Origin of the sequence: Streptomyces stelliscabiei (assembly GCF_014873495.1) — a bacterium.
Taxonomy (GTDB): domain Bacteria; phylum Actinomycetota; class Actinomycetes; order Streptomycetales; family Streptomycetaceae; genus Streptomyces; species Streptomyces bottropensis.
In genome coordinates this window covers 4,793,672-4,815,967 of sequence record NZ_JADBGF010000001.1, presented here as the reverse complement: position 1 = coordinate 4,815,967, position 22,296 = coordinate 4,793,672, and the positions used below count along the sequence as shown (strand labels likewise).

Annotated in this window: 20 protein-coding genes and 1 pseudogene; 11 read left to right on the top strand and 10 right to left on the bottom strand. The window is 70.7% G+C overall.

Going from position 1 to position 22,296, the window contains the following annotated elements:
- Nucleotides 1–92: 92 nt before the first annotated feature.
- Nucleotides 93–503, bottom strand: a complete 411-nt coding sequence (locus H4687_RS21180) for a DUF2530 domain-containing protein (RefSeq protein WP_046918288.1) — start codon at nucleotides 501–503, stop codon at nucleotides 93–95.
- Nucleotides 504–652: 149 nt separating this feature from the next.
- Between H4687_RS21180 and H4687_RS21175 the strand changes: the two genes are divergently transcribed.
- The gene (locus H4687_RS21175; protein WP_046918287.1) at nucleotides 653–2,071 is read left to right on the top strand and encodes an NCS2 family permease; all 1,419 of its coding nucleotides are present in this window, start codon (nucleotides 653–655) and stop codon (nucleotides 2,069–2,071) included.
- A 16-nt stretch (nucleotides 2,072–2,087) separates the two neighbouring features.
- On the opposite strand, the gene H4687_RS21170 is transcribed toward H4687_RS21175, so the two are convergent.
- Nucleotides 2,088–2,270, bottom strand: a complete 183-nt coding sequence (locus tag H4687_RS21170; RefSeq protein WP_020115690.1) for a hypothetical protein — start codon at nucleotides 2,268–2,270, stop codon at nucleotides 2,088–2,090.
- A gap of 164 nt (nucleotides 2,271–2,434) precedes the next feature.
- On the opposite strand from H4687_RS21170, the gene H4687_RS21165 reads away from it, so the two are divergent.
- The 3 genes from H4687_RS21165 (at nucleotide 2,435) to thpR (ending at nucleotide 5,227) form a co-directional block, all read left to right on the top strand.
- Nucleotides 2,435–2,872: a MarR family winged helix-turn-helix transcriptional regulator gene (locus H4687_RS21165; protein ID WP_046918286.1), complete on the top strand. Its 438-nt coding sequence runs from the start codon at nucleotides 2,435–2,437 to the stop codon at nucleotides 2,870–2,872.
- 209 nt (nucleotides 2,873–3,081) lie between these two features.
- Nucleotides 3,082–4,617 (top strand): MFS transporter, encoded by a 1,536-nt coding sequence (locus H4687_RS21160; protein ID WP_373560635.1) that lies wholly within the window; start codon nucleotides 3,082–3,084, stop codon nucleotides 4,615–4,617.
- A gap of 37 nt (nucleotides 4,618–4,654) precedes the next feature.
- Nucleotides 4,655–5,227, top strand: a complete 573-nt coding sequence (gene thpR / locus H4687_RS21155; protein WP_046917886.1) for an RNA 2',3'-cyclic phosphodiesterase — start codon at nucleotides 4,655–4,657, stop codon at nucleotides 5,225–5,227.
- A gap of 268 nt (nucleotides 5,228–5,495) precedes the next feature.
- On the opposite strand, the gene H4687_RS21150 is transcribed toward thpR, so the two are convergent.
- Nucleotides 5,496–6,488 (bottom strand): aldo/keto reductase, encoded by a 993-nt coding sequence (locus tag H4687_RS21150; protein ID WP_046917882.1) that lies wholly within the window; start codon nucleotides 6,486–6,488, stop codon nucleotides 5,496–5,498.
- 147 nt (nucleotides 6,489–6,635) lie between these two features.
- Between H4687_RS21150 and H4687_RS21145 the strand changes: the two genes are divergently transcribed.
- On the top strand, nucleotides 6,636–7,568 hold the full coding sequence (locus H4687_RS21145; protein ID WP_046917883.1) for a nuclear transport factor 2 family protein: 933 nt from the start codon (nucleotides 6,636–6,638) through the stop codon (nucleotides 7,566–7,568).
- 74 nt (nucleotides 7,569–7,642) lie between these two features.
- Here H4687_RS21145 and H4687_RS21140 read toward each other — a convergent pair whose 3' ends face one another.
- A complete protein-coding gene (locus H4687_RS21140) occupies nucleotides 7,643–9,055 on the bottom strand; it encodes an MFS transporter (RefSeq protein WP_046917884.1) in 1,413 nt (470 codons plus the stop codon).
- Nucleotides 9,056–9,165: 110 nt separating this feature from the next.
- Nucleotides 9,166–9,757: pseudogene (locus H4687_RS21135) on the bottom strand (Uma2 family endonuclease).
- A gap of 135 nt (nucleotides 9,758–9,892) precedes the next feature.
- Between H4687_RS21135 and H4687_RS21130 the strand changes: the two are divergent.
- Nucleotides 9,893–10,687 carry an SAM-dependent methyltransferase gene (locus H4687_RS21130; RefSeq protein ID WP_046917885.1) on the top strand — a complete coding sequence of 265 codons (795 nt, stop codon included), beginning with the start codon at nucleotides 9,893–9,895 and terminating at the stop codon, nucleotides 10,685–10,687.
- Between the two features lie 7 nt (nucleotides 10,688–10,694).
- Here H4687_RS21130 and H4687_RS21125 read toward each other — a convergent pair whose 3' ends face one another.
- On the bottom strand, nucleotides 10,695–11,381 hold the full coding sequence (locus tag H4687_RS21125; protein WP_050398181.1) for an SGNH/GDSL hydrolase family protein: 687 nt from the start codon (nucleotides 11,379–11,381) through the stop codon (nucleotides 10,695–10,697).
- A 223-nt stretch (nucleotides 11,382–11,604) separates the two neighbouring features.
- Between H4687_RS21125 and H4687_RS21120 the strand changes: the two genes are divergently transcribed.
- Nucleotides 11,605–12,624 (top strand): membrane protein, encoded by a 1,020-nt coding sequence (locus tag H4687_RS21120; RefSeq protein ID WP_046917224.1) that lies wholly within the window; start codon nucleotides 11,605–11,607, stop codon nucleotides 12,622–12,624.
- Between the two features lie 24 nt (nucleotides 12,625–12,648).
- Here H4687_RS21120 and H4687_RS21115 read toward each other — a convergent pair whose 3' ends face one another.
- Nucleotides 12,649–13,509 (bottom strand): TetR/AcrR family transcriptional regulator, encoded by an 861-nt coding sequence (locus tag H4687_RS21115; RefSeq protein WP_078907135.1) that lies wholly within the window; start codon nucleotides 13,507–13,509, stop codon nucleotides 12,649–12,651.
- 88 nt (nucleotides 13,510–13,597) lie between these two features.
- On the opposite strand from H4687_RS21115, the gene H4687_RS21110 reads away from it, so the two are divergent.
- From H4687_RS21110 to H4687_RS21095, 4 genes are all read left to right on the top strand, one after another.
- A complete protein-coding gene (locus H4687_RS21110) occupies nucleotides 13,598–14,641 on the top strand; it encodes an ATP-binding cassette domain-containing protein (protein ID WP_046917223.1) in 1,044 nt (347 codons plus the stop codon).
- A complete protein-coding gene (locus tag H4687_RS21105) occupies nucleotides 14,638–15,459 on the top strand; it encodes an ABC transporter permease (RefSeq protein WP_046917222.1) in 822 nt (273 codons plus the stop codon). The genes H4687_RS21110 and H4687_RS21105 overlap by 4 nt, the downstream gene beginning before the upstream one ends.
- 158 nt (nucleotides 15,460–15,617) lie before the next feature.
- Nucleotides 15,618–17,180 carry a cellulase family glycosylhydrolase gene (locus H4687_RS21100; protein ID WP_046917221.1) on the top strand — a complete coding sequence of 521 codons (1,563 nt, stop codon included), beginning with the start codon at nucleotides 15,618–15,620 and terminating at the stop codon, nucleotides 17,178–17,180.
- A 247-nt stretch (nucleotides 17,181–17,427) separates the two neighbouring features.
- Nucleotides 17,428–19,044 carry an alpha/beta hydrolase gene (locus H4687_RS21095; protein ID WP_046917226.1) on the top strand — a complete coding sequence of 539 codons (1,617 nt, stop codon included), beginning with the start codon at nucleotides 17,428–17,430 and terminating at the stop codon, nucleotides 19,042–19,044.
- Nucleotides 19,045–19,124: 80 nt separating this feature from the next.
- Here H4687_RS21095 and serC read toward each other — a convergent pair whose 3' ends face one another.
- From serC to H4687_RS21080, 3 genes are all read right to left on the bottom strand, one after another.
- Nucleotides 19,125–20,243: a phosphoserine transaminase gene (gene serC, locus H4687_RS21090; RefSeq protein ID WP_046917225.1), complete on the bottom strand. Its 1,119-nt coding sequence runs from the start codon at nucleotides 20,241–20,243 to the stop codon at nucleotides 19,125–19,127.
- A gap of 317 nt (nucleotides 20,244–20,560) precedes the next feature.
- The gene (locus H4687_RS21085; RefSeq protein WP_046920295.1) at nucleotides 20,561–21,796 is read right to left on the bottom strand and encodes a cytochrome P450; all 1,236 of its coding nucleotides are present in this window, start codon (nucleotides 21,794–21,796) and stop codon (nucleotides 20,561–20,563) included.
- A 25-nt stretch (nucleotides 21,797–21,821) separates the two neighbouring features.
- The gene (locus H4687_RS21080) at nucleotides 21,822–22,169 is read right to left on the bottom strand and encodes a DUF742 domain-containing protein (RefSeq protein ID WP_046920293.1); all 348 of its coding nucleotides are present in this window, start codon (nucleotides 22,167–22,169) and stop codon (nucleotides 21,822–21,824) included.
- Nucleotides 22,170–22,296 lie beyond the last annotated feature (127 nt).

The following is a 22,296-nucleotide window of genomic DNA, read 5'->3' as shown; positions in this document are numbered from 1 at the left end:
ACCTGGGGAGGAGGGGCGGGCCGCGCCGTGATGCCGGGGTCGTACACCGCCTGTGGTGCGGTGGCGGCGAGGGCCGAAACCGTCGGGCGGGCTCAGTTGCCGGCGGGCCGCGCGGTCACGTCGCCGGCCTCGGTTTCTTCCGTTGCCGCCCCTGCGGCTGCCGCCTCTTCGGTCCCTGCCCCTTCGGTCCCTGCCCCTTCGGCCCCGGCTTTCGCGTGGTCGGCGGCCTTCGCCTCGGTGGCCGCCTTCTCCGCCGCGTCCCGCTTGATCGCCGCGTCCCGTCGGCGGACGTAGTAGATGCCGATGAACCCCAGGCCGCCGCCGGCGAGGCAGGTCCAGATCCACCAGGTGTGTCCGTGGTCCGCGTACCAGCCGTAGAAGGGGAGCTGGACGACGAAGAGGACGAGCCACAGGATCGTGCCGCCGATGATGGTCGGCACGATGGGCCCCTCCAGGGGCTCCGGTGCCTCGTGCTTGGGGGATCCCGAGAAAAACGCGGCCATGGGGCACAGCTTACGAGGCGGATGGGTCTACGCGCGGAGATGGCGGGAGCTGAATTATATGTTCATACTGAAACGGTTTCTGTCTGACCACTTCTGTTCGTAGAAAACTCCAACGGCGCCCTGCATGCCTGTTGGGGATGAGGTTTCGCATGTCCCCGCAGAGCAGCACCCTCGGCGTGCTCGACCGCCACTTCAGGATCACGGAACGCGGCAGCACGCTGTCGCGCGAGATCCGGGGCGGTTTCGCCACCTTCTTCGCGATGGCGTACATCATCGTGCTGAATCCGATCATCCTGAGCAGCGCGAAGGACATGTACGGGCACCAGCTGGACTACGGCCAGCTGGTCACCGCGACCGCGGTCACCGCCGCCTTCACCACGCTCCTCATGGGTGTCGTCGGCAACGTGCCGATCGCGCTGGCGGCGGGGCTCGGCGTGAACACGGTCGTCGCGCTGCAGCTCGCGCCGCGCATGTCGTGGCCGGATGCGATGGGCATGGTCGTGCTGGCCGGGTTCGTCGTGATGCTGCTGGTGGCGACGGGGCTGCGGGAGCGGGTCATGAACGCCGTGCCGCTGAGTCTGCGCAAGGGCATCTCCATCGGTATCGGCCTGTTCATCATGCTGATCGGGCTGGTGGACTCCGGTTTCGTCACCCGAATCCCGGACGCCGCCCACACGACCGTGCCGCTCCAGCTGGGCGCCACCGGGCATCTCGACGGCTGGCCGGTGCTCGTCTTCGTCCTGGGCGCGCTGCTGACGCTCGCGCTGATCGTGCGCAGGGTGCCGGGCGCGATCCTGATCTCGATCGTCGCGATGACGCTGCTCGCGGTCGCCGTCCAGGCCGCCGCCGACCTGCCCGCGGGTGCCTGGGGTCTGACCACGCCGAAGTGGCCCGGCAACCCGGTGGCGACCCCCGACTTCGGGCTGATCGGCCAGGTCAGCCTCTTCGGCGGGTTCTCGAAGGTCGGTGTGCTGACCGGTGTCCTCTTCGTCTTCACGGTGCTGCTGTCGTGCTTCTTCGACGCGATGGGCACGATCATGGGCGTCGGCGACGAGGCCAGGCTGACCGACGCGGACGGGCAGCTGCCGGGCATCAACAAGGTGCTCTTCGTCGACGGCATCGCCGTCGCGGCCGGTGGCGCCAGCTCCTCGTCCGCGACGACCTGCTTCGTGGAGTCGACGGCCGGTGTGGGGGAGGGCGCGCGCACCGGCTTCGCGAACGTGGTCACCGGCGCTCTGTTCGCCGTCGCGCTGTTCCTGACGCCGGTCGCCACGATGGTGCCCTCCCAGGCGGCGACCCCGGCGCTGCTGGCGGTCGGGTTCCTGATCCTCGCGAACGCGGTCCGCGAGATCGACTGGGCCGACTACACGATCGCGATCCCGGCGTTCGTGACGATGGTGATGATGCCGTTCACCTACTCGATCACCAACGGCATCGGCATGGGCTTCCTCACCTTCGTCGTCCTGCGTCTGGCCGCGGGCCGTGGACGCGAGGTTCCGGCGGCGATGTACGTGGTGGCGGCGGTCTTCGGCTTCTACTACCTGATGCCGGCCCTGGGGCTGACGTGAGCGGCACCCGGTCGCCTCACCTCACCCCGTAGAACTTCTCCGTCTCGTCGACCGCGGTCTGGAACCGCTCGTCGAAGTCGTCGCGAATGAGCGTCCCGATCACGTAGTCCTGGACGCTCATTCCCCTTTTCGCCGCGTGGGTCCGGAGCCGGTCGAGCAGCTCCCCGTCTATCCGCAGGCTGAGCACAGTGGTCCCCATGTGTACAAGGGTCGGGTGCGTGCGACCCTCCGTGTCACGTTCTGCTTACTAGTCACTCATATGAGTGACGTAAGGGCCGGGGTCGGCATGAGTGGCGGGGCTCACGGGCACGGCTGTGGAGTTCCGATGGTCTTTAGCGAGGGTAATGAGTTACGCTAAAGAACATGCCTGACCTGAACCATGGCGACGACGAGGCCGCTGTGAACGCCCTCCGTTCCGCCGTGATGCGCCTGTCCCGTCGGCTCAAGCACCAGCGGGTCGACGAGTCGCTGAGCCCGACCGAGATGTCGGTGCTGGGCACCCTCGCCCGCTGCGGCACCGCCACCCCCGGTGAGCTGGTCCGCAAGGAGCATGTGCAGCCCCCGTCGATGACCCGGATCGTCGCCCTGCTGGAGAGCAAGGGCCTCGTGAAGCTGGAGCCGCACCCCGAGGACCGGCGGCAGAAGGTGGTCACCCAGACCGAGCGGGCCGAGGCGATGCTGGAGGAGAGCCGCCGCCGACGCAACGCGTTCCTCGCCTCCCTCGTCGAGGGCCTCGACGGGGACGAGTGGGAGAAGCTGCGCGCGGCCGCGCCCGTTCTGGAGAAGCTCGCCCACCTCTGACCCCGCCCGCCGGGCGCGTTCGGGCCACGGGGGCACACCGGACCGGCCCCCGATACGCCCCGGCCGACACCTGCGCGCCCCCTGGGTGACAGGCATGGGTCGACCCGAGAACCAGCAGACAGAAACAGACAGAAGCAGACAGAACAGGAGCCGTGAGGCTTACGCAACCGCACGACACGCACACGTTCCACCCAAGGAGGCGAACCCTTTTGAGTACGGGCCCCGGAGCAGCTTCCGTCCCCGCGCCACCGACCCCCCGCGCCACCCCGCACGCGCACGAGGTGCCGGAAGCACCGCCGGATACCACCGGCCCGCTGGACCGATCCACCACCGCCGAGGCATCGCCGGACGCCGCCGGCCCCCAGGCGCCCGCGCCCACCGCGAGCCCCACCGCCGCGAGTACCCCCACCCCCGCCCAGACCCCCGCCCCCCGTGAACGCGTGTCCATGTTCCGGTCGCTGCGGGTGCGGAACTACCGGCTGTTCTTCCTCGGGCAGGTCGTGTCGAACGTCGGCACGTGGATGCAGCGGATCGCTCAGGACTGGCTCGTGCTGAGCCTGGCCGGATCGTCCACGGCCGTCGGTGTGACGATGGCGCTGCAGTTCCTGCCGATGCTGCTGTTCGGGCTGTACGGCGGGGTGCTGGTCGACCGGTTCCCCAAGCGGCGCCTGCTGTTCCTGACCCAGGCGTCCATGGCCGTCACGGGACTGGCGCTCGCCGCGCTCACGCTCTCCGGCCAGGTCCAGGTGTGGCACGTGTACGTGGCCGCCTTCGCCGTGGGCATGGCCACCGTGGTCGACAACCCGGCCCGCCAGTCGTTCGTGTCGGAGATGGTCGGCCCGGACCAGCTGCAGAACGCGGTCAGCCTCAACTCGGCGAACTTCCAGTCGGCCCGTCTGGTCGGCCCCGCCGTCGCCGGCGTGATGATCACCACCGTCGGCACGGGCTGGGCCTTCCTCTTCAACGGCCTGTCCTTCGTCGCCCCCATCGCCGGCCTGCTGCTGATGCGGACCCGCGACCTGCACCCCGTGCGCCGCGCGCCCCGCGCCAAGGGCCAGCTCCGTGAGGGCCTGCGTTACGTGGCCGGCCGCCCCGAACTGCTCTGGCCCATCGTCCTCGTCGGCTTCATCGGCACCTTCGGCTTCAACTTCCCCGTCTGGCTGTCGGCCTACGCGGACGACGTGTTCCACTCGGGCGCCGGCTCCTACAGCCTCTTCAACACGCTCATGGCGGTCGGCTCGGTCGCCGGTGCCCTGCTCGCCGCCCGTCGCGGCACCACCCGGCTGCGGGTGCTGATCGGGGGCGCGCTCGCCTTCGGCCTGCTGCAGATCGTGGCCGCGCTGGCACCGACGTACTGGCTGTTCGCCCTGCTCATGGTGCCGATAGGGATGTTCGGCCTGACGGTGAACGTCACCACCAACACCGCCATCCAGATGGGCACCGACCCCGCGATGCGGGGCCGTGTCATGGCCCTCTACATGATGGTCTTCCTCGGCGGCACCCCGCTGGGCGCGCCGATCGCCGGCTGGGCCACCGACGCGTACGGCGCCCGCGCGGGCTTCCTCGCCGGTGGTGTCGTCTCCACCGTCGCCGCGGTCACCGTGGGCCTGATCCTCGTCAGGGCCGGCGGTCTGCGGGTGTCGATGGGATGGAACCGGGGTCACCCGCGGGTGCGGTTCGTGCCCAGGGAACGGGCCGAGGGGCAGCACGGGGAGCGGACCGTTCCCGTGACGACCGCGGCCTAGTCCTGCGAAGGTGGGCGTCATGAGTGCGACGAGTACCCTGCGGCTGTTCGCCGCGGTGTTGCCGCCCGCCGACGTCGTCGACGAACTCGGTGTGGCGATCGGGGAGTTGAAGGGCCTGGCCGGTGCGGACCGGTTGCGCTGGACCGCACCGGCCGGCTGGCACCTCACCCTCGCCTTCTACGGCGAGGTCGAGGAGGACGTCGTCCCGGAGCTGTCGCGGCGCCTGGAGCGGGCCGCGCGGCGCGGCGAGCCGTTCCCGCTGGCCGTGCGCGGCGGTGGACAGTTCGGGCACGGGCGGGCGTTGTGGGCGGGTGCCGAGGGCGACCTCGACGCGCTCCGGCTGCTGGCCGACCGGGCGGAGGCGGCGGCGCGCAAGGCCGGGGTGCCGATGGGGGAGCACCGCCGGTACACGCCCCATCTGACGGTGGCCCGCAGCCGCGAGAACGTCGACGTACGGCCGTACGTCGACGCGCTCGACGCCTTCGCCGGGCGTACGTGGACGGTGGCCGACCTCGCGCTGGTGCGCAGCGATCTGCCGACGTCCGGGGTGCCGGGGGAGCAGCCGCGGTACGAGGCGGTGGGGCGCTGGCCGCTCGGGGCGGCCGGATGACCGTTCGGGCCGCCGGTTACGCTCGTGGGGTGGACCCGAAGACCCGTAACCGGATCATGGCCGGTGTGCTCGTGCTGATGTTCGCGGTGGTTGCTCTCGCGGCGGCGCTTGGCAGATGACCGTCGGGTCTCCCCGACCATCGGGTCCCGGTGACCGTCGGCCACCGGTGACGATCGGGTTCCGGTGACCTTCGGGGAACCGCGGACCGGGCCGGCCCGCCCGTCGGCGGGGGCTTGTCGCGCAGTTCCCCGCGCCCCTTACGGGGCCCTCACCAGGCGAAGGCCTCCGGGGACGGCCCCGGGCCCGGGAAGATCTCGTCCAACGAGGTCAGCAGCTCCTCGCTCAGCTCCAGCTCGCTCGCGCGGATCGCCGACCGGAGCTGTTCGGCCGTACGGGGGCCGACGATCGGGCCGGTCACGCCGGGACGGGTCAGGAGCCAGGCGAGGGCGGCCTCTCCCGGTTCGAGGCCGTGCTTGTCGAGCAGGTCCTCGTACGCCTGGACCTGGCCGCGTACGGCCGGGTCGGCGAGGGCGTCGGCGCTGCGGCCGGAGGCGCGGCGGCCCTGCGTGGCCTCCTTCTTGATGACCCCGCCGAGCAGTCCGCCGTGCAGCGGCGACCAGGGGATGACCCCGAGGCCGTACTCCTGCGCGGCCGGGATGACCTCCATCTCGGCGCGGCGCTCGGCGAGGTTGTAGAGGCACTGCTCGCTGACGAGGCCGATGGTGCCACCCCGGCGGGCGGCGGTCTCGTTCGCCTGGGCGATCTTGTAGCCGGGGAAGTTGCTGGAGCCGGCGTAGAGGATCTTGCCCTGCCGGACCAGGACGTCGACGGCCTGCCAGATCTCCTCGAAGGGGGTGGCCCGGTCGATGTGGTGGAACTGGTAGACGTCGATGTAGTCCGTGCGCAGCCGCTTGAGGCTGGCGTCCACGGCCCGCCGGATGTTCAGGGCGGAGAGCTTGTCGTGGTTGGGCCAGGAGTCGGCCGACGCCGCCATGTTCCCGTACACCTTGGTCGCGAGGACGACCTTGTCGCGGCGCTCGCCGCCCTTGGCGAACCAGTTGCCGATGATGCTCTCGGTGCGGCCCTTGTTCTCGCCCCACCCGTAGACGTTCGCCGTGTCGAAGAAGTTGATGCCCGCGTCCAGCGCGGCGTCCATGATCGCGTGACTGTCCGCTTCGTCCGTCTGCGGACCGAAGTTCATCGTGCCGAGGACCAGCCGGCTGACCTTGAGACCTGTGCGTCCGAGCTGTGTGTACTTCATGACCGCTTAGCCAAGGCGGTGGAGTGCGCTCTAGGCAAGGGGAGGGATCTTGACGCTAACTGAAGGTTAGTGCTTTCCTTTCGTAAGCCTAGCTGCTTGAACTTTCAAGCGGGAGGCTGACCTGCCGACCTCTCCGATGGGAGCCTCGTGACCCCCACCACGCCTGCCCGCCGCGCGCTCGTCGCCGTCCTCGCGGCCGTCGCGCTCACCTCCACCGCCGCCGTCGTACCGGCCGTCGCGGCCCCGTCCACCGCCGTCGCCGAGCGGGCCCCGCACGGGGACGCCGCTCGGCTCGCGTACCAGAAGGCCGTGGCCGTACGGGTGCTGAAGGGGGTGTTCGAGGACGGGGACACGGCGGTCGTGGACCGGTACGTGCGGCCGGACTACATCCAGCACAACCCGTTCGCGCCGGACGGGGCGGAGACGCTGAAGGGGCTCGCGGCGGCGGTGCGGCAGCAGTTCCCGGACGCCGCCTACGACGTCAAGCGGGTCATCGCCCAGGGCGACCTCGTCCTCGTGCACTCCGACGTCGTGCTCACGCCCGGCACCCGGGGTTCCGCCGTGTTCGACATCTTCCGCTTCCAGGGCGGGCGGATCGCGGAGCACTGGGACGTGGGACAGGAGGTGCCGGAGTCCTCGGCCAACGGCAACGACATGTTCTCCACCGTCAGCCGGCCGCGCACCGAGGTGCCGGGGCCGGCCCGGCTGACCGCGTACAACGAGAGGCTGGTGACCAAGGCCTTCGACCGACTGCTGGTGCGGAAGGACCTCTCGGCGCTCGACCGGTACTGGGGCCCCGAGTACCACCAGCACAACCCGAACATCCCCGACGGCGTGGCCGGGGCCAGGGCCGGTCTGGGCGGCTACTTCCAGCAGTTCCCCTCCCTCACCGTCACGCGCAAGCGCGTCGTCGCCGAGGGCGACCTCGTCGCCGTCCACAGCCACTACGTCAACGCCCCGGGCGAGCGCGGCCAGGCCGTCGTCGACCTGTTCCGGGTGCGGAACGGCAGGATCGTCGAACACTGGGACGCGCTCCAGGACGTGCCGGTGACGTCGGCGAACGACAACACGATGTTCTGACCTTCACGGTTGTGCCGGTCATGCCGTTCCCCCCGGTGGGCCCCGTGCGACGTCCGGTGTCAGTTCTTCCGGTGTCAGTTCTTCTGAAGGGGCTCCGGGTTCTGGTGGTCGTTCGGGGCGGGGATGCGGGGTGCCCCGCCGGGCCGGTGGCGGTGGGTGAGCAGGAGCAGCGGGGTCGCCAGGAGGAGGAGGCCGGCCGTGGCGATCGCCGTCCGGGGGGTCGTCAGGGCGGCGAGGAGGCCCCAGAGGGCCGTCGTGGCGGCGGTGGCGAGTTTGCCGGTGACGGACCAGGCGGTGAGGACGCGGGCGACGCGGTCCGACGGGGTCCGGGTGAGGCGCTGGGTGGCCATCACGGGGTTGAAGACACTGATACAGGTGATCAGGCCCAGCTCGACGACCATGACGAGGACGAGGCCCGCCGGGCCGTGACCGATGAACGCCAGCCCCAGCGGCCAGCAGGCCCGCAGGGTTCCGGCGACCCGCAGCACCCGGTCGTCGCCGTGCCGGGCGACCAGGCGGCGGGAGAGGCGGGAGCCGATCAGTCCGCCGGCGCAGGGGACGGCGAAGGCGAGGCCGTACTGCCAGGGGGCGAAGCCGAGTTCACCGACCATGAGGATCAGCAGCAGCGGTGCGGGCGCCATGATCAGCGCGTTGACCACGATGGTGTTGAGGAAGAGGGAGCGCAGGGCCGGGTCGGCGAGCAGGAACCGCCAGCCGTCGAGGAGGTCCGTGGGGCGGAGACGGGGGGTGGAGGTCTTGGGCGTCGTGGGTGCCGTGGGTGCCGTGGGGGTCTTCTGCGTCGCGGGTGCAGCGGGCACCGCGGCACCCACGGCACCCGCGGCAGTCTCCGAGGCCCCCGCCCCGGCCACCTCTGCCGTATGCGTCGGCGGTGCCGTCCGTGCCGGGTGCGGCTCGCGGTCGCCGATCGCCCGGATGCCCGCCGCCGAGAGCAGGTAGCTGGTGGCGTCGATCAGCAGGGTGACGACCGGGCCGAAGAGGCCCATCGCGGCGCCGCCGAGGGGTGGGCCGAGCATGGTCGTGGTCCAGGTCGTGGCCTCGAAGCGGCCGTTGGCGGCCACGAGGTGTTCCGGGGGGACCAGGGACTTCAGGAAGGCGCCGCTCGCCGCGGTGAAGGTGATGTCGGCCACGGCGACGACCATGGAGACCAGGAGGAGCTGGGGGAAGGTGAGCAGGTCGAGGGCGTAGGCGGCCGGGACCGTCAGCAGGGCCGCACAGCGGACCAGGTCCATCGTCATCATCACCGGACGCTTGCGGCGGAACTCCACCCAGGGGCCGAGCTGCAGGGCCACCACCGCGCCCACCGCCAGGCCGGTGGCCGCCAGCGCGGAGACCTGTGTCGGGCCGACGCGCAGGACCAGCACCGCGATCAGGGGGAACGCGTCGAACGACAGCCGCGTTCCGAACGCGCTGACCGCGTACGCCGTCCACAGCCACCGGAACTCCCGGCCCAGCCCGCCCCGCGCCATCCGTCCCGCCCCGCATCCGTCACCGCCGCGTCCGACCGGGACATCCAAGCGAGCGGGGGACCGCCGATCAAGTGCGGAGCGCCGGATCCGGGAGGTGGCGGGCGAATTCGTCAGCCTCGGGGAAACGTGGCGGTCGGGAGGACCAGGCCGAGCAGGGTGGTGGTCATGTCGACGTCGCCGCCGTAGGTGATGGACAGGTCACTGATGTAATCGCCGTCCTTGGGCTGGGTGAACAGCCGGCACTTGCCCACACAGGGGTCGGCGATCAGGTAGACGGGGACCTCGGCGAGTGCGTACGCGGTCTTCTTGGGGGCCGTAGTCGTTCCTGGCGGTGTCCGTGGAGATGACCTCGGCGATGAACTCGATGTCCTCGTAGCGCCAGTGGTCCCGCGCGTCCTTCTCGGCATCGTCGCGCAGCTTGGCCACGTCGGGGCAGTAGCCGTTCAGCGGGCCGGGGAAGTCGATGCGGACGTCCGAGACGACGTGCACGTCGTCGCCGAAATGGTTGTCGAGTTCGCGAACGATCCGGCGAATCGTCTGCCAATGAGCGTCCCGCTGCGGCGACATGTAGATGGTCCCCTCGACGATCTCTACCTTGTATCCCTCGGGGACGGGCATCTTCTCGAGCCGTTCGAACATCTCGTCCAGTTGGCGCGTGTTGTCGCTCTCGGCCATCGCGATCCTGTCTTCAAGGACGGTCATCGTGGCGCTCCTACCCGGCCGCCCCTCGAACGAAGACGGCCGCGCAGTACAACGATACGCACGGTGACCAGGGCACGGGAGGTACGGCGAAACTCCCTTGCGCGCCCGGCGCCCGAACCGTTTGGGTCGTCTCCCGTGACCACCACCGCGCTCGACGCCCTCCACCGCCCCGACCGTTACCCGCGCTCCTCCGCCTACGACCCCTCCTGGCTGCTCGACCTCGACATGGGGCCGAACCCGTTGTGGCTGCTGGAGGACCTGGTGCGGGACCTCGAACTGCGGCCCGGGACGCGGGTGTTGGACCTGGGGTCGGGGAAGGGGGCGACCTCCGTGTTCCTGGCGCGGGAGTTCGGGGTGGAGGTGGTCGCCGCGGACTGGTGGATCGCGGCGGAGGAGGCGGCGGAGGTCTTCGACAAGGCCGGGGTGGGGGACCGGGTGACGGCCGTGCGGGCCGAGGCGCACGCCCTGCCGTTCGAGGAGAACAGCTTCGACGCCGTCGTCAGCGTGGACGCGTTCGAGTACTTCGGGACGGCGGACGGCTATCTGCCGTACCTGGTGCGGTTCCTGCGGCCCGGCGGGCAGCTCGGCGTCGCCACACCCGCGCTGACCCGCGAGGTGCGCGACCTCGGGTCCGTGCCGCCGCACATCAAGGCCGTCGTCGGCTGGGAGGCCATCGCCTGGCACACCGCCGAGTGGTGGCGGTTCCAGTGGGCGGTCACCGAACTGGTCGACGTCACCTCGGCCCGGCTCCAGGAGGACGGCTGGCGGGACTGGCTGCTCTGGGCGCGGGCGTGTGCGGAACGCGATCCGCAGGCAGGGGGCGCCGATCGGGCGGTCGTGGAGATGCTGGAGGCGGACCAGGGGGAGTATCTGACGTTCGCGCTGGTGACGGCGACGAGGACGGCCGAGGGTGCCGGGTCTGGGGCTTAGGGCCGGCTTAGAACCCTTCCTCGTACGGTCCCCCCAGGTCCCACGCCTCGTGCATCGCGTTCGCGAAGGTCGCCGCGATCTTGTGTTCGCCGGAGGCGTTGGGGTGGGTGCCGTCGTAGGTGTCCCGGTGGATGTCGTACGACGGGGGCGGGGAGGCCACGAGGAGCGGGGAGCGGGGTTCGTCGAGGTCGGCGGCCGTCTTGGCGAGGAGTTCGTTGAAGCGGGCGACCTGGGCGGCGAAGGGGGCGTCGGACTCGGCGCGGACGTTGGGGGTGACGGGGAGGAGGACCATGCGCACGTGCGGGTTCGCCTCGCGGGCGGCCTCGACGAAGCGGCGGGTGTTCTCGGCGGTCTGCTCGGCGTTGGTGTAGAAGCCGAGGTCGATGAGGCCGAGGGAGACGAGGAGGACGTTCGCCCGGTGGCCGCGGACCGCGTCCGCGATCAGCGGCGCCATGTGGAGCCAGCCCTCGCCCCAGCCGGCGAGATGGCCGCGGGGGAAGCGCGGGTCGGTGCCGGCGTACTCGTACGACGTCGGGGCGTCCGTCGCCTTGTCGTGCAGCGTCTCGCGCGGGCCGACGATCTTGAAGGGCCCGTCGTACGTCGTGCGCAGGTGCTGCCAGAGCCGGTAGCGCCATGTGTGTTCGCCGGCGCTCCCGATCGTCATGGAGTCGCCTACGGGCATGAACCTGAGCATTGGCACATCATGAACGATCGCTACCGACTGGTAGCACCTCTCGCCCCGAACAGCCCTGTGAACCCCGCCACGTGGACGAGAAGCAGGGGCGCAGCCCCCGCTTCTCGTAGGGGCGCGGGGAACTGCGCGAGAAGCCCCACCGGACCGGCACCCGACCACGCACCCCCACCCCGACGGCGCTCCCCCACCCCACCCAGCGGAGCGAGATGGCAGGCTTGGGCCCATGCGCCGTCGCCCCCTCACCTCCCTGTGCCGGTTCCGCGCCGGCTTCGCCGGTCTCGCCGCCGTCCTGCTCGCCGCGCTCCCGGCCGCGCCCGCGGCCGCCGACGACGACGGGTTCACGATGAAGGACACGCGGATCACCGAGTCGAGCGGTCTCGCCGCGTCGCGTCAGCACCCGGGGGTCTACTGGACCCACAACGACAGCGACGACGGGGCCTTCCTCTACGCCGTCGACAGCAGGACGGGCGAGACGGTCGCCACGGTCACCATGACGGGCGTCGGCACCCCGCGCGACGTCGAGGCGATCTCCATGGGCCCCGGCGACAAGCTCTACGTCGGCGACATCGGCGACAACCTCGGCGGCACCTGGGCGTACGTCTGGATCTACGAACTCCCCGAGCCGAAGGAGCTGAAGGACCAGACGATCAAGGCCACGCAGTACGTGGTGAAGTACGAGGGCGGGGCGCGGGACGCGGAGGCGCTGATGGTGCATCCGAAGACCGGCCGGGTCTACATCGCCGACAAGAACGAGGAGGGCGGATCGCTGTACGAAGGTCCGGCCGACCTCTCGCCCTCCGGCACGAACGTGTTCAGGAAGGTCGCCTCCGTCCCGGACCTGGAAGTCACCGACGGCGCGTTCTCACCGGACGGCAAGCAGCTCGCCCTGCGCGCGTACTTCGGCGGCATCCTCTACGACTGGAACGGCGGCAGACTCAAGAAGGTCGCGCGGCTGAACGTGCCCCTGCAGCGGCAGGGGGAGTCGGTCACGTTCGACACCGACGGCTCGAAGATCATGTACGGCAGCGAGGGATCGGGCAGCTCGGTCGTCGCGCGGGACGTGCCCGGCGGCGGCTCCGGGAGCGGCGGTTCCGGCTCGTCGTCCTCCGACGGGAAGGATTCCGGCACCGAAGCGGCGGACGGCGACGGCACCAGCTCCACCTTCAAGGTCGGCGCCCTCGCCGTCGGCGGTGCGGTCGTCGTCGTATGGGGCTTCAGGCGGCTGCTGCGCCGGCCCTCCTGAGCCACGAGGCACCCACGCTCCCCGTCACCCCTCCCCGCCCCCGCCCCGCCGCGCGACGAACACCTCCAGCCCGTCCAGAAGGCGCTGCAGGCCGAACTCGAAGTGGTCGAAGCCCGTGGCGAAGGCGTCGTCCGAGAGGCCGGCGAGGAGCGGGTAGCGGCCGGAGGCCATGAGTTCCTCCAGGACGGGGGCGTGGGCCTGCCAGAACTCCGCGTCGGTGAGACCGGTGCGGTGTTCCGCCTCCTGCGCGTAGAGCTGGGTGCGTGCGGCGCCGACGACATAGCCGTCCACGGCGACGATCGCGGAGATCAGCTCGGGGTCGGTCAGTCCCATGGGCTTGATGCGGGCGAGCACCTTCTCCATGCCGTCGAGGGCGCTGGGGCCGAGGACCGGGCGGGACTGGTTGACCTGCAGCAGCCAGGGGTGACGCTGGTAGAGGGCGAGGGTGGCCCGGCCCAGGGCCTCCAGGGCGGAGCGCCAGTCGCCGTCGCCCAGGTCGGCGGGGTTCTCCGAGGGGCGCTGGACGCGGTCGAGCATGAGGTCCAGCAGTTCGGCCTTGCCGGGGACGTAGCGGTACAGGGACATGGCCCCGGTGCCGAGTTCGGTGGCGACCCGGCGCATGGACAGGGCGGGCAGACCCTCCGCGTCGGCGACCCGGACGGCCGCCTCCACGATCCGGTCCAGGGTGAGCCCCGGCTTCGGGCCCCGGCTGGGGCGGCGGCCGGTGTCCCACAGCAGATGCAGCGTCCGGACGATGTCCCCGCTGCCGCTGGACTCCGTACCCCCGCCCCCACCGGAACCACCGGCACCACGGGGTTTGTTGGTGGTCCCGCCCGCCCGGCCGCCGCCCGCGTCGTCGTCCGAACCGCCCTCGCTCCTGGTCATGAGCGGAGTTTATGCCCTCGCGAAAAACTGGGTACGACGTACGCGAAATCGGGTACGGTGTACCCAGTTGCTGACGGAAGGGGGACCCATGAGCGAGGGAAGCGGCGCCGGAGGCGTCGGCGGATACGCGGTGCGGGCGGAGGGGCTGGAGAAGCGCTACGGGGAGAAGCGGGCGCTCGACGGGTTCGACCTCGCCGTGCGCGAGGGCACCGTGCACGGCCTGCTCGGCCCGAACGGCGCGGGCAAGACCACCGCCGTACGCATCCTGTCCACCCTGGTGCGCCTGGACGGCGGCAGGGCGGTGGTGGCCGGTCTCGACGTGGCACGGCGTCCGCGCGAGGTACGGGCCAGGATCGGCCTCACCGGCCAGTACGCCGCCCTGGACGAGGTACTGACCGGACGGCAGAACCTGGAGATGTTCGGCCGGCTGTTCCACCTGGGCGGGAAGCGGGCGAGGTCGCGGGCCGCCGAGCTGCTCGACCGGTTCGACCTCGTCGACGCCGCGGACAAGGGTGTCGGCGAGTACAGCGGCGGTATGCGGCGGCGGCTCGACCTCGCCGCCTCGATGATCCTCGCCCCGGCCGTCCTCTTCCTGGACGAGCCGACCACCGGCCTCGATCCGCGCAGCCGGAACGAGGTCTGGGAAGCCGTGCGCGCGCTGGTGGCGAGCGGTACGACCGTGCTGCTCACCACGCAGTATCTGGAGGAGGCCGACAGACTGGCCTCGCACATCACCGTGATCGACCAGGGGCGGGCCATCGCCGACGACACCCCCGACGGGCTGAAGAGCACGGTCGGCGGCGACCGCGTCGAGGTCGTCCTCGCCGAGCGCGCCGACATCCCGCGCGCGGTGAAGGTCGTCGCCCGGGTCTCGGACGGCGAACCGGAGTCGGACGACGCCGAGTCGCGGGTCCACGCGCCGGTGACCGACCGCGTCGCGGCGCTCACCGAGGTGGCCCGCACCCTCCAGGACGAGGGCGTGCGGGTCGTGGACATCGGCCTGCGCAGGCCGAGCCTGGACGACGTGTTCCTGCGCCTGACGGGGCAGCGCGCGCAGAAGCCGGGGACCACCGGGACCGGGAGCGGGGCGGACCGTGACCTCCGTGACACCGAGAAGGGGGCCGTCGCATGACCACCGTCGACCTGGGCGCGTCACGTGCGCGCGGCCGTATGTACTGGCTGTTCTCCGACGTCTGGAACATCGTCCGCCGCGGCCTCACCCACTACCGGCGCCAGCCGGTCAACATCGCCTGGCAGCTGGGCTTTCCCATCCTGTCCGTGCTGCTGTACGGCTATGTCTTCGGCAGTGCCATGAAGGTGCCCGGCGGCGGGGACTACCGGGACTTCCTGATGCCGGGCATGTTCGTGATGACGATGGCCTTCGGGTTCATCAACACGGCCACGCTGGTCGTCCACGACTCCACCAAGGGGGTCATCGACCGCTTCCGCTCCATGCCGATGGCGCCGTCCGCGGTGGTCGCCGGGCGTGGGCTGACCGATCTGCTCGTCGCCTGCGCGGAGTTGGCCATCATGATGCTGACGGCGGTCGCGATGGGCTGGCGCCCGGACGGGGGCCTCGGCTTCCTGGCCGCGTTCGGTCTGCTCCTGTGGCTGCGCTTCGCGCTGATCTGGATCGGTGTCTGGCTGGGCCTGCTGGTCCCCAACCCGGAGGCGGCGGGCGGGCTGTTCGCGGTCGCCTTCCCGCTGACCATGATCTCCAGCATCTACGTCGCCCCGCAGCTCATGCCCGACTGGCTGGGCTGGATCGCCGCCTGGAACCCGGTCTCCTCCACGGCCGCGGCGGCCCGCGAGCTGTTCGGGACGCCGGTCGACGGCGGCGAGTCCTGGGTCGAGCGGAACGCGCTGCTGATGGCCGGGGTGTGGCCGCTGGTACTGACGCTGGTCTTCCTGCCGCTGGCGGTACGCCGGTTCAGGAAGCTCAGCAGTTGAGGTGACGGACGGTCGGGGGGACGCGTGAGGGCGTCCGGCGCATCAGGTGGCGTCGGATGCCTTGACGTGTTCATGCGATCTGTTTCCATGGGAAGTGCGGGTGATGGGAGCGCTCCCATCGGTTCCGGACCCGCACCTCCCGAGGAGGAAGCAGCGACATGTTCCGCAGCTTACGGAGAACCCTGGGCGCCCTGTGCGCGGCCGCCGCCCTGTTCACGCTGCCCCTGGCCGGCGGCGTGCACCCGGCGGCGGCGACCACCGCGCCGGAGGCCGGCGCGGCCGAGGCCGGGGCCGGTTACTGGCGCACCAGCGGCCGGCAGATCCTGGACGCGGGCGGCCAGTCGGTCCGGATCGCCGGCATCAACTGGTTCGGTTTCGAGACCGCCAACCACGTCCCCCACGGCCTCTGGTCCCGGGACTACAAGAGCATGATCGACCAGATGAAGTCGCTGGGCTACAACACCCTCCGGATGCCCTACAGCGACGACATCCTCAAGCCCGGCACCATGCCCGACAGCCTCAACCACTCCGACGGCAAGAACGCCGACCTGCGGGGCCTGACGTCCCTCCAGGTCCTGGACAGGATCGTCGCGTACGCCGGGCAGAGCGGACTGAAGGTCATCCTCGACCGCCACCGCCCGGACGCGGCGGGCCAGTCGGCGCTCTGGTACACCTCGGCCGTCCCCGAGTCGACGTGGATCACCAACCTGAAGGCGCTGGCCACCCGCTACAAGGGGAACGCGACGGTAGTCGGCATCGACCTCCACAACGAGCCCCACGATCCCGCCTGCTGGGGCTGCGGCGACACGGCCAGGGACTGGCGCCTGGCCGCCCAGCGCGCCGGCAACGCGGTCCTGTCGGTCAACCCCGACCTGCTGATCCTCGTCGAGGGCGTCCAGACGTTCAACGGCGTCTCGGGCTGGTGGGGCGGCAACCTGATGGGCGTGGCCCAGTACCCGGTGCAGCTGGACGTGGCGAACCGGGTGGTGTACTCGGCCCACGACTACGCCACGAGCGTCGCCCAGCAGAGCTGGTTCAGCGACCCGTCCTTCCCCGCCAACATGCCCGGCGTCTGGGACAAGTACTGGGGATACATCTTCAAGCAGAACATCGCGCCGGTGTGGGTCGGCGAGTTCGGTACGACGCTCCAGTCCACCGTCGACCAGCGGTGGCTGGCGGCCCTGGTGACCTATCTGCGCTCGACCTCGGCCTACGGCTCGGACTCCTTCCACTGGACCTTCTGGTCCTGGAACCCCAACTCCGGTGACACCGGCGGCATCCTGAAGGACGACTGGCAGACGGTGGACACCGTCAAGGACGGCTACCTCGCGAGCATCAAGGCCCCCGGCTTCCCGCCCGGCGGCTCCGGCCCGGGGGACCCCGGCGATCCGGGTGATCCGGGCGACCCCGGCGGTGGCACGCCGGCCTGCACCGCCGCGTACACGGTCAGCAGCGACTGGGGCGGCGGCTTCAACGCCGAGGTGAAGGTCACCAACAGCGGTACTACCGACCTCGCCTCCTGGAAGGTCACCTGGACCTGGCCCGGCTCCCAGCGGGTCACGAACATGTGGAACGCGTCCTACACCCAGAGCGGGGCGACGGTCACCGCGGCCAACGCCGCGCACAACGGGGCGGTCGCCCCGGGCGCTTCGGCGAGCTTCGGTTTCGGGGGCGCGCCCGGGGGCGGGGGTGTGCCGAGCGTGAGCTGTACGGCCACCTGACGCGCGGGGTGTGAGGGGGGCGCCCGGGGCCCGCCGGGTGCCCTCGTCGACGGCGAGCGGCCGTCCGGAACCATGTGTCCGGATTGGTGTAACTGCCCCTTTCTGTGAGTCATTTGAGAGTAAGCAATGACTCAATTCGGTCAAGTCTTGGTCGAATAAGTTATTGCCGGGCGTGATCTTCGGGAACCATGCGGCCTGGACCGCGAACCTCGCGGACCTGAACCCCCCATCGTTCAGAGAGAACTTCATGAGAAGAAGCGCAGCCGTGCTGTGCGGCGCCGGCGTCGTTCTGGCCGGGACGCTCAGCGCCGTCCCCGCCAACGCCAGCGGGTCGCCCTCCGCGAACACCGTCCAGGCCGCCGCCGCGAAGGTCGCCTGGAAGAAGTGCGCCACCGACAACTCGCCGACGCTCCAGTGCGGCTCGGTGAAGGTGCCGCTCGACTACGCGAAGCCGAACGGGAAGAAGATCACGCTGGCGCTGTCCCGCGTGCCGCACACCTCGAAGACGTACCAGGGCCCGCTGCTGGTCAACCCGGGCGGCCCCGGTGGCAGCGGTACGGGTCTGGCCTCGTTCGTCGCGTCCTCGCTGCCGAAGAAGGTCGCCGCGCAGTACGACGTCATCGGCTTCGACCCGCGGGGAGTGGGCGCGAGCAAGCCCGCCCTGGACTGCAAGCCCGGTTACTTCGACCCGGTGCGCCCGGACTCCGTGCCCAGCACGTCCGCGATCGAGACGGCCAACGTCAAGCGCGCCCAGTCCTTCGCCAAGGCCTGCGGCACCAAGTACAAGGACGTCCTGCCGTACATCAACACGATCAGCGCCGTGAAGGACCTGGACTCGATCCGTAAGTCCCTCGGCGCGAAGAAGATCAACTACTTCGGCTACTCGTACGGCACGTACCTCGGCGCCGTCTACGCCAAGCTGTACCCGCAGCGGGTGCGGCGCCTGGTGCTGGACTCGATCGTGGACCCGACGGGCGTCTGGTACCAGGACAACCTCGACCAGGACTACGCCTTCGACAAGCGCCACAAGGCGTTCACGAAGTGGGTCGCGAAGTACAACTCCACGTACAAGCTCGGCACCGATCCGAAGAAGATCGAAGCCAAGTGGTACGCCATGCGGGACGCCCTCGCCAAGAAGCCGGCTGAGGGCAAGGTGGGCGCCTCCGAGCTGGAGGACACCTTCATCCCGGGCGGCTACTACAACGGCTACTGGCCCTTCCTGGCCGAGGCGTTCGCGGCGTACGTGAACGACAAGGACACCGCCCCGCTGGTGGACGCGTACGACAACTTCGCCGCCATCGACTCCTCCGGCGACAACGGCTACAGCGTCTACACCTCGGTGCAGTGCCGTGACGCGTCCTGGCCGCGCGACTGGAAGAAGTGGACCAAGGACAACTGGGCGGTCTACAAGAAGGCCCCGTTCATGGCCTGGAACAACGCCTGGTACAACGCGCCGTGCGCGTTCTGGCCGACCAAGTCGCTGAAGCCGGTGAGCATCGCCAACTCCAAGCTCCCGCCGACGCTGCTGTTCCAGGCGACGGACGACGCGGCCACCCCGTACCAGGGTGGGGTCACCGTCCACAAGCTGCTCAAGAACTCCAGCCTGGTCGTCGAGCAGGGCGGCGGCAACCACGGCATCTCGCTGAGCGGCAACAGCTGCCTCGACAAGTACCTGGCGACGTACCTGACCAACGGCAAGGTGCCGCACGGCAAGGGCACGGCCGACGCCACGTGCAAGAAGCTGCCCGACCCGACGCCGGCGCCCGCCGAGCAGAAGTCGGCGCAGTCCACCCTGAGCACCGTCGGCGGGGCCGGCGCGACCAGCGGTGAGACCCTGCACGGCATACTCGGCTTCCGAGGCTGACCGCGCGGTAACCCACGAGAAGGGCGCCCGGCACCATGTGCCGGGCGCCCTTCAGCGTCGTACGTGTCGTACGCCGATGATCAGAGCTTCTCGATCACGTGGTCGACGCACTTGGTGAGCGCCTCGACGTCGTCCGGGGCGATCGCCGGGAACATGGCGACGCGCAGCTGGTTGCGGCCGAGCTTGCGGTAGGGCTCGGTGTCGACGATGCCGTTGGCGCGCAGGACCTTGGCGACGGCGGCGGCGTCGATCTCGTCCGAGAAGTCGATCGTGCCGATGACCTGGGAGCGCTTGGCCGCGTCCGTGACGAACGGGCTCGCGTACTTGCTCTCCTCCGCCCAGGTGTAGAGGCGGGTCGAGGAGTCCTTCGTCCGGGCCGTGGACCAGCTCAGACCGCCCTGGCCGTTGATCCACTTCAGCTGCTGGTCGAGCAGGAAGAGGGTCGCGAGCGCCGGGGTGTTGTACGTCTGGTTCTTGCGGGAGTTGTCGATCGCCGTGGGGAGGCTGAAGAACTCCGGGATGTGGCGGCCGGAGGCGTGGATCCGCTCGGCGCGCTCGATGGCGGCCGGGGAGAAGACGCCGATCCAGAGGCCGCCGTCGGAGGCGAAGGACTTCTGCGGGGCGAAGTAGTAGACGTCGGTCTCGGCGATGTCGACGGGCAGGCCGCCCGCGCCGGACGTGGCGTCGACCAGGACGAGGGCGCCCTCGTCCGCGCCGGCCACGCGGTTCAGCGGGGCGGCGACACCGGTGGACGTCTCGTTGTGCGTGAAGGCGTAGACGTCGACGCCCGCCTCGGCGGCCGGCTCCGGGTGCGTGCCGGGGTCGGAGGAGACGACCGTCGGCTCGGCGAGCCAGGGGGCGAGCTTCGCGGCCTTGGCGAACTTCGAGCTGAACTCGCCGAAGGTCAGGTGCTGGCTCTTGTTCTCGATCAGGCCGTGGGTCGCGATGTCCCAGAAGGCCGTGGAGCCGCCGTTGCCGAGGACGACCTCGTAGCCCTCGGGCAGGGAGAACAGCTCGCTGATGCCCTCACGGACCTGGCCGACCAGGTTCTTCACCGGGGCCTGGCGGTGCGAGGTGCCGAGCAGAGAGGTGCCGGTCGCGGCCAGCGCGTCCAGCGCCTCCGTCCGAACCTTGGAGGGGCCCGCGCCGAAACGTCCGTCGGCGGGCTTGATGTCAGCGGGGATCTGGATATCAGCCACGGGCATGGAGCCTAGCCGCTCCGCGAAACCTGGGCGAAACGTCGTCCGTCGGGTGAGACGGGTGGGGGTGCCTGATGACTCGGGGGTGCGGGTGCGTCGGCGGGCGCGGGTCCGTCGTGGTTGCTCGCACAGTTCCCCGCGTCCCTGAAGGCCCAGGCCCCGCGCCCCTGAAAAGCAGCGGGCGCAGCCCCTGCTTTTCAGGGGCGCGGGGAACTGCGCGACAAGCCCCCACCGGGCGGTCAGCTGGGGGTCGAAGGGGCGCAGCCCCTGGGGGAGGGACGGGTAGGGGCGGCGGGGGCGAAACACACCCCGGCACGTCAGACCCCACGGACCGGCCCCGGCGCGAACCGCACAGGCAACTCCACCAGCCCCCGTAGCCAGGGAGACGCCCGCCGGGCCAGAGCCCCGGACGGGACCGCGAGGTCCATGTCCGGAAGCCGGTCCAGGACGACTTCGATACCCGTACGGGCGATGACCTCGGCCGTCTCCTGCGCCGGAAAGGGACACCGGTGCTCCCCGTGCCCGAAGGAGAAGTGCGCGTTGTTGCCACCGGTGAGCGCCCCCTGCGTACGCACCCGCGGATCGGAGTTCGCCCCCTGGAGCCCCAGCAGGACGAGGTCACCCGCACGGAGCACCCGCCCACCGAGCCGCGTGTCACGGGTGGCCCACCGCCCGGCCGCGTTCTGGATCGGCGCGTCCTCCCACAGCACCTCGTTCATCGCCTCGGCCACACTGCTGCGCCCCCCGAACAACGACGCCGCGAACCGCTCGTCCGTCAGCATCAGATGCAGCGAGTTGCCGATCCAGTCGGCGGTCGGCTGATGCCCCACCGCCAGCATCACCATCACGTCGTGGGTGACCTCCTCGACCGTCACCTCGTACGCGCGCGCGTACGCGAGGAGCCGCGAGACCACGTCGTCGCCGGGCTGCCGCAGCCGTTCCGACACCAGCCGGTCCATCGCCGTGCGCAGATACCCCTCCGCCGCCATCGCCCGGTCCTGGCCGTCGAGGATGTCGTTCAGCGCGACCACCAGCCCGGGACCGTGCTCCTCCCGGAAACCGAAGAGGTACGCCAGCACACGTACGGGCAGCAGCGCCGCGAACTGCCCCACCAGATCGGCCGCGCCCGCCCCGCACACCACGTCGATCAACTCGTCCGCGAACCGCTCGACATGGCCGCGCAGTTCGAGCGGCTCGACCGCCTCCAGCGCCTCCTCGATCAGCGCGGCCCGCTGCCGGTGCCGCTCGCCGACCGTGCCGAGGACCGACGGCTGCTCGGGGCTGATGACGGGGAGCAGCGGCCAGTCGGCCGGGATGTTCGGCCACTGGTTCCACAGCCCCGAGTCCCGGCTGAACAGCTCCGGATCGCTGGTCACCTGGTGCAGCTCGCTGTAGCCGAGCACCAGCCACGCCGGTAGGCCCCCGTCGAGCAGCACGGGCACCACCTCGCCGTGCTCCCGCCGTAGATCCCCGTACCGGGCGGCGGGAGCACCCTGGAAACGCGCACCGAAGAGGGGCACGGGGACGGACGCGGCGGACGAGAGCGGGGGCATGGGGAACGGGTGGCCGTCGCCGTTGTCAGAGGTTGCGAAGTCCAACTAGCACCTGCTCCAGGATGTCCGGATCGATCAGCGTGGCCCGGTTCGGGTGCCGGGCGCTGACCCGGCCCGCCGCGAGGAGGTCGGAGAGCAGCACCTTCGTGATGCTCACCGGCAGCCGCAGCTCGGCGGCGATCTCCACGACCGCCGTCGGCCGCTCCGTCAGCCGCAGGATCGCCACGTGCTCCGACTGCATGCCGGGCACCGGCTGGCTCTCCGCCACCACCAGGGTCACCAGGTCGAACGGCGTTCCGGGTGCCGAACGGCTGCGCCCCCCGGTGAGCGTGTAGAGCCGGTCGGGCAGGTCGTCCCTGCCGGGCCGGCTCATGACGTACGGGGCGCCAGAGCCGTAGCCGCGGTCGTCGTCGTAGCGGTGGTCACGGCGGCGGCGCCGGTCGTGCCCGCCGCGCCCATCGTGCCCGTCGAGCCGGCCGCGTTCCTCGTGCCGGCCGCGT

Excerpts from the sequence above, each read along its gene's own strand:
- H4687_RS21180 (WP_046918288.1), bottom strand. The coding sequence starts at position 503 with ATGGCCGCGTTTTTCTCGGGATCCCCCAAGCACGAGGCACCGGAGCCC.
- H4687_RS21175 (WP_046918287.1), top strand. The coding sequence starts at position 653 with ATGTCCCCGCAGAGCAGCACCCTCGGCGTGCTCGACCGCCACTTCAGG.
- H4687_RS21170 (WP_020115690.1), bottom strand. The coding sequence starts at position 2,270 with ATGGGGACCACTGTGCTCAGCCTGCGGATAGACGGGGAGCTGCTCGAC.
- H4687_RS21165 (WP_046918286.1), top strand. The coding sequence starts at position 2,435 with ATGCCTGACCTGAACCATGGCGACGACGAGGCCGCTGTGAACGCCCTC.
- H4687_RS21150 (WP_046917882.1), bottom strand. The coding sequence starts at position 6,488 with ATGAAGTACACACAGCTCGGACGCACAGGTCTCAAGGTCAGCCGGCTG.
- H4687_RS21140 (WP_046917884.1), bottom strand. The coding sequence starts at position 9,055 with ATGGCGCGGGGCGGGCTGGGCCGGGAGTTCCGGTGGCTGTGGACGGCG.
- H4687_RS21125 (WP_050398181.1), bottom strand. The coding sequence starts at position 11,381 with ATGCTCAGGTTCATGCCCGTAGGCGACTCCATGACGATCGGGAGCGCC.
- H4687_RS21120 (WP_046917224.1), top strand. The coding sequence starts at position 11,605 with ATGCGCCGTCGCCCCCTCACCTCCCTGTGCCGGTTCCGCGCCGGCTTC.
- H4687_RS21115 (WP_078907135.1), bottom strand. The coding sequence starts at position 13,509 with ATGACCAGGAGCGAGGGCGGTTCGGACGACGACGCGGGCGGCGGCCGG.
- H4687_RS21110 (WP_046917223.1), top strand. The coding sequence starts at position 13,598 with ATGAGCGAGGGAAGCGGCGCCGGAGGCGTCGGCGGATACGCGGTGCGG.
- H4687_RS21105 (WP_046917222.1), top strand. The coding sequence starts at position 14,638 with ATGACCACCGTCGACCTGGGCGCGTCACGTGCGCGCGGCCGTATGTAC.
- H4687_RS21100 (WP_046917221.1), top strand. The coding sequence starts at position 15,618 with ATGTTCCGCAGCTTACGGAGAACCCTGGGCGCCCTGTGCGCGGCCGCC.
- H4687_RS21095 (WP_046917226.1), top strand. The coding sequence starts at position 17,428 with ATGAGAAGAAGCGCAGCCGTGCTGTGCGGCGCCGGCGTCGTTCTGGCC.
- H4687_RS21085 (WP_046920295.1), bottom strand. The coding sequence starts at position 21,796 with ATGCCCCCGCTCTCGTCCGCCGCGTCCGTCCCCGTGCCCCTCTTCGGT.
- H4687_RS21080 (WP_046920293.1), bottom strand. The coding sequence starts at position 22,169 with ATGAGCCGGCCCGGCAGGGACGACCTGCCCGACCGGCTCTACACGCTC.